The sequence below is a fragment of the Streptomyces sp. genome (assembly GCF_035563135.1).
Lineage (GTDB): Bacteria > Actinomycetota > Actinomycetes > Streptomycetales > Streptomycetaceae > Streptomyces.
This window is the reverse complement of record NZ_DATMVN010000647.1, coordinates 1-7,995: the sequence shown is the minus strand read 5'-3', so window position 1 is coordinate 7,995 and position 7,995 is coordinate 1. Positions and strand designations below refer to the sequence as shown.

The 7,995-nt window shown below is 70.6% G+C and carries 9 protein-coding genes; 5 read left to right on the top strand and 4 right to left on the bottom strand.

All coding sequences use genetic code 11. The features are described from left to right. On the bottom strand, positions 1-803 hold an 803-nt coding region (locus VN520_RS28930; RefSeq protein WP_325749906.1), incomplete at its 3' end, for a class I SAM-dependent methyltransferase. A 399-nt stretch (positions 804-1,202) separates the two neighbouring features. Between VN520_RS28930 and rpsA the strand changes: the two genes are divergently transcribed. Further along, entirely contained in the window at positions 1,203-2,717 is a 1,515-nt protein-coding gene (rpsA, locus tag VN520_RS28925; RefSeq protein WP_325749905.1) for a 30S ribosomal protein S1, read from the top strand. Positions 2,718-2,819: 102 nt separating this feature from the next. Here rpsA and VN520_RS28920 read toward each other — a convergent pair whose 3' ends face one another. Next, a complete protein-coding gene (locus VN520_RS28920; RefSeq protein WP_325749904.1) occupies positions 2,820-3,782 on the bottom strand; it encodes a right-handed parallel beta-helix repeat-containing protein in 963 nt (320 codons plus the stop codon). 459 nt (positions 3,783-4,241) lie between these two features. Between VN520_RS28920 and VN520_RS28915 the strand changes: the two genes are divergently transcribed. The 3 genes from VN520_RS28915 to VN520_RS28905 all read left to right on the top strand — a co-directional run bounded on the left by VN520_RS28915 (position 4,242) and on the right by VN520_RS28905 (position 6,267). Further along, complete coding sequence (locus VN520_RS28915; protein WP_325749903.1) at positions 4,242-5,180, top strand: PAC2 family protein; 939 nt, start codon at positions 4,242-4,244, stop codon at positions 5,178-5,180. A 43-nt stretch (positions 5,181-5,223) separates the two neighbouring features. Next, positions 5,224-5,826 (top strand): dephospho-CoA kinase, encoded by a 603-nt coding sequence (coaE, locus tag VN520_RS28910; protein WP_325749902.1) that lies wholly within the window; start codon positions 5,224-5,226, stop codon positions 5,824-5,826. 72 nt (positions 5,827-5,898) lie between these two features. Then, positions 5,899-6,267, top strand: coding sequence for a tetratricopeptide repeat protein (locus tag VN520_RS28905; RefSeq protein WP_325749901.1), 369 nt, complete (start codon positions 5,899-5,901; stop codon positions 6,265-6,267). Positions 6,268-6,310: 43 nt separating this feature from the next. Here VN520_RS28905 and VN520_RS28900 read toward each other — a convergent pair whose 3' ends face one another. Continuing rightward, complete coding sequence (locus tag VN520_RS28900; RefSeq protein ID WP_325749907.1) at positions 6,311-6,580, bottom strand: DUF6343 family protein; 270 nt, start codon at positions 6,578-6,580, stop codon at positions 6,311-6,313. A gap of 70 nt (positions 6,581-6,650) precedes the next feature. Next, positions 6,651-7,007 carry a hypothetical protein gene (locus tag VN520_RS28895; RefSeq protein WP_325749900.1) on the bottom strand — a complete coding sequence of 119 codons (357 nt, stop codon included), beginning with the start codon at positions 7,005-7,007 and terminating at the stop codon, positions 6,651-6,653. A gap of 217 nt (positions 7,008-7,224) precedes the next feature. Here VN520_RS28895 and VN520_RS28890 point away from each other — a divergent pair. After that, a partial coding sequence (locus VN520_RS28890) for a slipin family protein (protein ID WP_325749899.1) occupies positions 7,225-7,995 on the top strand: 771 nt, incomplete at its 3' end.

Here is a 7,995-nt window from a genome sequence, read left to right as displayed (position 1 = left end):
TCGCAGACGAAGATCGCGGTCCCCGGGATCAGGTGGCCGCGCAGCGGGGACCAGCCGCCCCACTCCTGGCCGTTCCAGGCGGGCCACTCGGGCTCGACCAGGTCGACCAGCCGGAAGCCGCCCGCCACCACGTCCCGCACCCGGTCGCCCAGCGTCCTGTGATGCTCCACGTACACCGCGTCGCCGTGCTCGTCCTGCTCCACGTACGGCACGCGGTCGAAGTAGGAGGCGGAGACGGAGAGGCCCTCGGGCCCCGGCTCGTCGGGGAACGCCCAGCGGATGGGGTGCGTCACCGAGAAGACCCAGCGCCCCCCGGGCCGCAGCACCCGGTGCACCTCGCGGAACACCTGGACGGGGTCGGCGACGAAGGGGACCGCGCCGTAGGCGGAGCAGGCCAGGTCGAAGGAGCCGTCCCGGAAGGGGAGCCGTCCGGCGTCGGCCTCCACGAGGGGGACGCCGCCGCCGATGCGCAGGGCGTGCTGGAGCTGGCGGTGGGAGAGGTCCAGGGCGACCGGGCGGGCTCCCCGGGCGGCGAGCCAGCGCGAGCACTGGGCGGCGCCGGCCCCGATCTCCAGGACGTCCCGGCCCTTCAGGTCCCCGGCCGGGCCCAGCAGGGAGGCCTCGGCCTCGTCCAGACCTTCCGGCCCCCAGACGAAGCGGTCGTCCCCCAGGAACGCCCCGTGGTCGCTCTGGTACTCGTCGGCGTTCCGGTCCCACCAGCCGCGGCTCGCCCGGCTGCTCTCCGCCTGACCGGCCTGCCGCCGGGTCGCTTCGGGTTCGGACCCGTGCATCTCTTGGCTCATCGTGCCCGTCGTTGTAGTTTGCCTTCACCGCCTCGCGCGGGTGCCTCCACGCGGGCCGTACGGGTGAGTACGCCCATGTGCGCATGATGCACCGCTGGGGCCGATGTGGCCTCGGCGAACGCGAGTTGTGCCAGGAATGGGGCGGTGTGCCCCGGGTGTGCGGCTTCGCGCATTGACCCTGTCCGGCTGCCCCCGTATGCTACAAGTTGCGCTGCGAGCCTGCGCGCTTCAGACCTAGCAGGCCGCGCTCGCGTCTGTTGCATGTCCCCTCGGTTGTCGGGGCGCCTTCCGGATCATTGGATCGGTGCTCTCCAGGCTGTCCGGCTTCTGCAGAGGCGATACGGGCTTTCGGCGTAGCAGTACCTACGACTCACTGTCCGTACCGGAGCCCTTTCCCACATGACGAGCAGCACCGAGACCACCGCCACCACTCCGCAGGTTGCGGTCAACGACATCGGCGACGCGGACGCGTTCCTCGCGGCGATCGACGAGACGATCAAGTACTTCAACGACGGCGACATCGTTGACGGTGTCATCGTCAAGGTCGACCGGGACGAGGTTCTCCTCGACATCGGTTACAAGACCGAAGGCGTCATCCCGAGCCGCGAGCTCTCGATCAAGCACGACGTCGACCCGAACGAGGTCGTCAAGGTCGGCGACGAGATCGAGGCCCTGGTCCTCCAGAAGGAGGACAAGGAAGGCCGTCTGATCCTCTCGAAGAAGCGCGCTCAGTACGAGCGTGCCTGGGGCACCATCGAGAAGATCAAGGAAGAAGACGGCATCGTCACCGGTACCGTCATCGAGGTCGTCAAGGGTGGTCTCATCCTCGACATCGGCCTCCGCGGCTTCCTCCCGGCGTCGCTCGTCGAGATGCGTCGCGTCCGCGACCTGCAGCCCTACGTGGGCAAGGAGCTCGAGGCCAAGATCATCGAGCTGGACAAGAACCGCAACAACGTGGTCCTGTCCCGCCGTGCCTGGCTCGAGCAGACCCAGTCCGAGGTCCGCCAGACGTTCCTCACGACCCTGCAGAAGGGCCAGGTCCGTTCCGGCGTCGTCTCCTCGATCGTCAACTTCGGTGCCTTCGTGGATCTGGGTGGCGTCGACGGTCTCGTGCACGTCTCCGAGCTCTCCTGGAAGCACATCGACCACCCCTCCGAGGTCGTCGAGGTCGGTCAGGAAGTCACCGTCGAGGTCCTCGACGTCGACATGGACCGCGAGCGCGTCTCGCTGTCGCTCAAGGCGACGCAGGAAGACCCGTGGCAGCAGTTCGCCCGTACGCACCAGATCGGGCAGGTCGTTCCCGGTAAGGTCACCAAGCTCGTTCCGTTCGGTGCGTTCGTGCGCGTCGACGAGGGCATCGAGGGTCTGGTCCACATCTCCGAGCTGGCCGAGCGCCACGTGGAGATCCCGGAGCAGGTCGTCCAGGTCAACGACGAGATCTTCGTCAAGGTCATCGACATCGACCTCGAGCGCCGTCGCATCAGCCTCTCGCTGAAGCAGGCCAACGAGGCCTTCGGCGGCGACCCGGCCTCGGTCGAGTTCGACCCGACGCTGTACGGCATGGCCGCGTCGTACGACGACCAGGGCAACTACATCTACCCCGAGGGCTTCGACCCCGAGACCAACGACTGGCTCGAGGGCTTCGAGGCACAGCGCGAGGTCTGGGAGACGCAGTACGCCGAGGCGCAGCAGCGCTTCGAGCAGCACCAGGCCCAGGTCATCAAGTCCCGCGAGGCCGACGAGGCTGCCGCTGCCGAGGGCGCTGCCGCCCCGGCCGGCGCTGCCCCGGCTGCCTCCGGCGGCACGGGTGGCGGCGGCTCGTACTCCTCGGAGTCCGCGGACAACTCCGGCGCCCTGGCGTCGGACGAGGCCCTGGCCGCCCTGCGCGAGAAGCTGGCCGGCGGCCAGAGCTGACGCTCTGACACCGGTCGCTCATCGGCTGCGGTAGCTGCAGAGCTGTAGGTGAGGCCCGTCCCCTCCGGGGGGCGGGCCTCACCCATGTCCGGACACGGTGCCTCAGGGCGTCACGGCGATGTTCGTCAGGCCCCTGCCGCCGGTGACCGTGTTGGTCGCGTACACGGTGGTCCGGCAGTCCGCGCTCCGGTTGGTGACGTTGACGGCGAGCCGCCCGCCGCCGGTGGCGCCGGTCAGGTCCGAGGCGTTGCCGCGGAAGACCGTGCCGCAGCCCCAGCCGCTCTGCTGGCTGTGCGTCTCGTATCCGTTGTCGGTGGTGCGCACGCCCCTGTTGTTCTCGACGAGCACGTCGTTGCCCTTCACGTCGACCCAGGAGTCGTCGTAGTTGGCGCCGGTCAGTCCGCTGCCGTCGAAGGTGTTGCCGATGATCTTCGCTCCGGTGGTGCCTTCCTTGATGTCCACGTTCTCCCCGCCGACACCCGGGCCGATCGTGTTGCCGATGATCTGGACGTTGTCGCTCCGGTCGGTGAGATCGCCCGCCGATCCGACGTACACGCCCTCGCCCATGCCCCGGCCGTCGTGGCCGGTGTCGTGGATCCGGGAGTTCCGCAGGACGCCGTCCCGGCTGGACGTGCGGAAGTGGACGCCCTCCATGTCGAGGTCGTGCACGGTCACCGAGTCGATGACCACCCCGGCCGCCGCGTCGGTCACGATGCCCTTCTGGCCGCCCGTGACCGTGACGCCGCGCACCGTCCAGTACGACGCGCCGTCCAGGTGCAGCCCGTAGCCGCCGCCCGCGGTCAGGACCGCCGCCGAGGAGCCGGTGAGCGTGATGCGGGCGGCGGAGGCGGCCGGCGCGGTCGCCTTGAAATTGCCCGTGTACGTTCCGTCGGCGAGCCGGATGGTGTCACCCGGAGCCGCAGCGGCGAGAGCGGCCTTGAGCTGGGCCGCGGTGCTCACGTCGACGACCGCTGCCGCCCGGGCCGGGCCGGCCGTGACGAGTGGCAGGGTGAGGGCGGCGAGCGCGGCCGTCAGCAGGGCGGGGAACAGCGTGCGGGTGCGCATGGGGGTGCCTTCCCGTCGAGGGGTTCGGAGGTTCTCGTCCATGAATGCGGGGTGAGCCTCCGGAACTGTCCGTGACGGTAAGAGAGGTAAGTGGGCATGTCAAGGTATGGACCAATGGGCTCGTGGCGCCGCTGGGCGCGGAGGGCGCGGAGGGCGCGCGGGATGCGCGGTGGCTGACGGCCTGTGAGGCGTGGGCGCCGGCAACCGCGTGGCGCCGGGAGCACCAGGCATCGGAAGCGGACGGTGAACACCGGTGCAGACGCACGGAGTTGCCGACCTCCTTGTCCTTCCCTCCCCGGTGGCCGGCCCGCACGCGACGGTTCTCCGGCCCTCCCCGCAGGACGGTGACGGCGTCGCACGGCCGTGTCCTCACCCGGCCGCAAGGGAAAGGGGCGCGTGCGGGAATGCTGTGGGCGAGCAGGGTGTTCTTGTCGGGGAACACGAGGAGGAGCGGTAACCGTGCCTGATCCGCAGAGTTTGTACGAATGGGAGCCGAAGGGCCTGGCTGTCGTCGACATGGCGCTCGCCCAGGAGTCGGCCGGCCTGGTCATGCTCTATCACTTCGACGGGTACATCGACGCGGGCGAGACCGGCGAACAGATCGTCGACGGCCTGCTGGAGACGCTGCCGCACCAGACGGTGGCCCGCTTCGACCACGACCGGCTCGTCGACTACCGGGCGCGCCGCCCGCTGCTGACCTTCAAGCGCGACCGGTACACGGGCTTCGAGGCACCCGCCCTGGAGGTGAAGGCCGTCCAGGACGCCACGGGTGCGCCGTTCCTCCTCCTCTCCGGACCGGAGCCCGACGTCGAGTGGGAGAAATTCGCCGCCGCGGTGGAGCAGATCGTGGAGCGGCTCGGTGTCCGGCTCGCGGTCAGCTTCCACGGCATCCCGATGGGTGTCCCGCACACCCGCCCGGTCGGGCTCACCCCGCACGGCAACCGCACTGACCTGATGCCCGGTCACCGCAGCCCCTTCGACGAGGCGCAGGTCCCCGGCTCCGCCGAGGCGCTCGTGGAGTACCGGCTGATGGAGGCGGGGCACGACGTCCTCGGCGTCGCCGCCCATGTGCCGCACTACGTCGCCAGGTCCGCCTATCCGGACGCCGCGCTCACCACCCTGGAGGCGGTCACCGCGGCGACCGGACTCGTCCTGCCGAGCGTCGCGCACACGCTGCGCACGGAGGCGCACCGCACCCAGACCGAGATCGACCGGCAGGTCAGGCAGGGCGACGAGGAGCTCGTCTCGCTCGTCGAAGGGCTGGAGCACCAGTACGACGCGGTCGCGGGGTCCGAGACCCGGGGCAACCTCGTGGCGGAGCCGGTCGATCTGCCGTCGGCGGACGAGATCGGCCTCGAATTCGAACGCTTCCTCGCGGAACGTGAGGGTGATTCCTGACGGAGCCTCCGGCCGCACCCCGCCCGGAGGCTAGGCTCACCGCATGCTGAAAGTGGGCCTGACCGGCGGGATCGGCGCCGGCAAGAGCGAAGTGTCACGGCTGCTCGCACGCTACGGAGCCGTACTGATCGACGCCGACCGGATCGCCCGGGAGGTCGTCGAGCCCGGCACCCCCGGGCTCACGGCAGTCGTCGAGGCCTTCGGCCCCGAGATCCTCGGGGCCGACGGCTCCCTGAACCGGCCGGCGCTCGGCTCGATCGTCTTCGCCGATCCCGCACGTCTGGCCACGCTCAACGCCCTCGTCCACCCGCTGGTCAGGGCCCGTTCCGCCGAGCTGGAGCGGGCCGCCGGGCCCGGCGCGGTCGTCGTCCACGACGTCCCGCTGCTCACCGAGAACGACCTCGCCCCGCTCTACGACCTGGTCGTGGTCGTCGACGCGGAACCGCAGACCCAGCTCGACCGGCTCGTAGGGCTGCGCGGCATGACGGAGTCCGACGCCCGCGCCCGGATGGCGGCGCAGGCCACCCGCGAGCAGCGGCTGGCCGTGGCCGATCTCGTCATCGACAACGACGGTCCGCTGGAGGACCTGGAACCCCAGGTCCGCACGGTCTGGTCGGAGCTCGCCGCGCGGGCCGCCGCCGGCTGATCCGGCATCCGGCCGGAATACGCGCACCTGGCCGGATGTTGAAAGGCGGAAGGCGAGGGGAAGGATAGGGCCGTGCCCGAGAACAACCCGGAAACGCATGTCATCGACTTCCGCGCGGCGGAGCAGCTGCTCGCCGCACGGGACCCGCGGGGCGCGGTCAAGCTGCTCGACTCGGTGATCGCGGCCCATCCCGAGAACACGGCGGCCCGGCTGCTGCGCGCCCGGGCCTTCTTCGCCGCCGCCCAGCTCCGGCCGGCCGAGCTCGAATTCGAGCTGGTCCTGGAGCGTGAGCCGGACAACGCGTTCGCGCACTTCGCGCTGGCCCGCACCTTCCAGAGGTCCGGCCGGCCCGAACAGGCCACCCGCCACTTCCGGCTGGCCGCCGCGCTCGACCCGAAACCGGAGTATCTCCAGGCCGCCCGTTTCGACGAGCGTCCCTGAGGGCGCACGGGCCGGGGCCGCGCCTTCGGCCCCGCGGCGGGCCTCAGCGGCCGTACCCGCCCCGGTCGGGTTCGTACGGGGGGACGTCCCGGCCCGGCTGATAGTGCGGGCCCTGCCGCAGATGGCGGACGACGAGGCAGAGATCCGTGGCCGTGACCGCCAGCAGCACACCGCAGGCCGCCGCCCAGCCGGGCCGTGCGGTCGCCACGAAGGCCACCAGGCCCAGCACCGCCCAGATCACGCCCCACAGACTCAGCCAGAGTCGCATCCGCAGGGGGCTGCGTGCGGTGGACGGTTCACTTCCGGTTCGCATCACCATCGCCTCCCCTCCAGCATGACTCCGCGGTGCGGCGTACGGAAGCCGACGGCAGGCGGGCCAAGGGTCAGTGGACGAACCGGTAGCTGCGCCAGGGCGGAGCGCCTTCGGCATTGACGTCGGTGAGCGTGGTGGACACATAGGCGGTCTCGCGACCGGTGCAGTCGCGGGTGGTGTACAGGACGACGTCGACCAGGGTCCGGTTCTCGACCTTCTGCGCACCGGCGGGCGCCATCCTGTGACAGCCCTTCACCGAAGGGCTGTGCACGGTGACGACCTCGTCCCGGCCGGTGGTGTGGGCGACCGCCCCCACTGCCGTGCGCCCGAGTCCGGAACAACCGGTGGCTGCCAGGGCGAGCAGGGCCGCGCCGGCGGCGATGCCGGTGCGGCGGCGGACAGGGGCGGGGGGCGCGGTGACGGACATGGGCTGGTCCTCGTCTGCTCGTCCGGCTCATCGGTACGTCACGGGAGACGTGCTGGCGCTGGCCACCCTGCCCGGTCCTGCGGTCGCCGGCATCCGGTGCGCAGCCGGCCGGGGCCACCGGCACCCGTACGGAGGTTCAGGAGGTGCGTAACGGGCATACCGTGTTAATAGGGTGTTTCGGGTACAGGGACGCACCCCCGGAGGCAGGGGGCCTGTGATGGTCCAGGGACTGTTGGTCGCACTGGTGGCGGTACTCGCGGGCGGCCTGGTGTACGCCATGGCCGCCGCCCGGGTGGTCAAGCAGTACGAGCGGGGTGTGGTGCTCCGGCTCGGCAGGCTCCACGACGCGGTGCGCCCCCCGGGCTTCACCATGATCGTCCCGGGGGTCGACCGGCTCCGCAAAGTGAACATGCAGATCGTGACGATGCCCGTCCCCGCCCAGGACGGGATCACGCGGGACAACGTGACGGTGCGGGTGGACGCCGTCATCTACTTCAAGGTGGTGGACCCGGCGAGCGCGGTGATCCAGGTGGAGGACTACCGGTTCGCGGTCTCCCAGATGGCGCAGACCTCCCTGCGGTCGATCATCGGTAAGAGCGACCTGGACGATCTGTTGTCCGACCGGGAGAAGCTGAACCAAGGACTGGAACTGATGATCGACAGCCCGGCGGTGGGCTGGGGCGTGCAGATCGACCGGGTGGAGATCAAGGACGTCTCGCTGCCGGAGACGATGAAGCGGTCCATGGCACGGCAGGCCGAGGCCGACCGTGAGCGGCGTGCGCGGGTCATCAACGCCGACGCCGAGCTGCAGGCGTCGAAGAAACTCGCCCAGGCGGCCCAGCAGATGTCGACCCAGCCGGCGGCGCTGCAGCTGCGGCTGCTGCAGACGGTGGTCGCGGTCGCGGCCGAGAAGAACTCCACGCTGGTCCTGCCCTTCCCGGTGGAACTGCTCCGCTTCCTGGAACGCGCGCAGCAGGGACAGCCGCAG

Bases quoted from the DNA above. Each gene is read 5' to 3' on its own strand.
- VN520_RS28900 (WP_325749907.1), bottom strand. From the start codon at position 6,580: ATGCGAACCGGAAGTGAACCGTCCACCGCACGCAGCCCCCTGCGGATG.
- rpsA (WP_325749905.1), top strand. From the start codon at position 1,203: ATGACGAGCAGCACCGAGACCACCGCCACCACTCCGCAGGTTGCGGTC.
- VN520_RS28920 (WP_325749904.1), bottom strand. From the start codon at position 3,782: ATGCGCACCCGCACGCTGTTCCCCGCCCTGCTGACGGCCGCGCTCGCC.
- VN520_RS28895 (WP_325749900.1), bottom strand. From the start codon at position 7,007: ATGTCCGTCACCGCGCCCCCCGCCCCTGTCCGCCGCCGCACCGGCATC.
- coaE (WP_325749902.1), top strand. From the start codon at position 5,224: ATGCTGAAAGTGGGCCTGACCGGCGGGATCGGCGCCGGCAAGAGCGAA.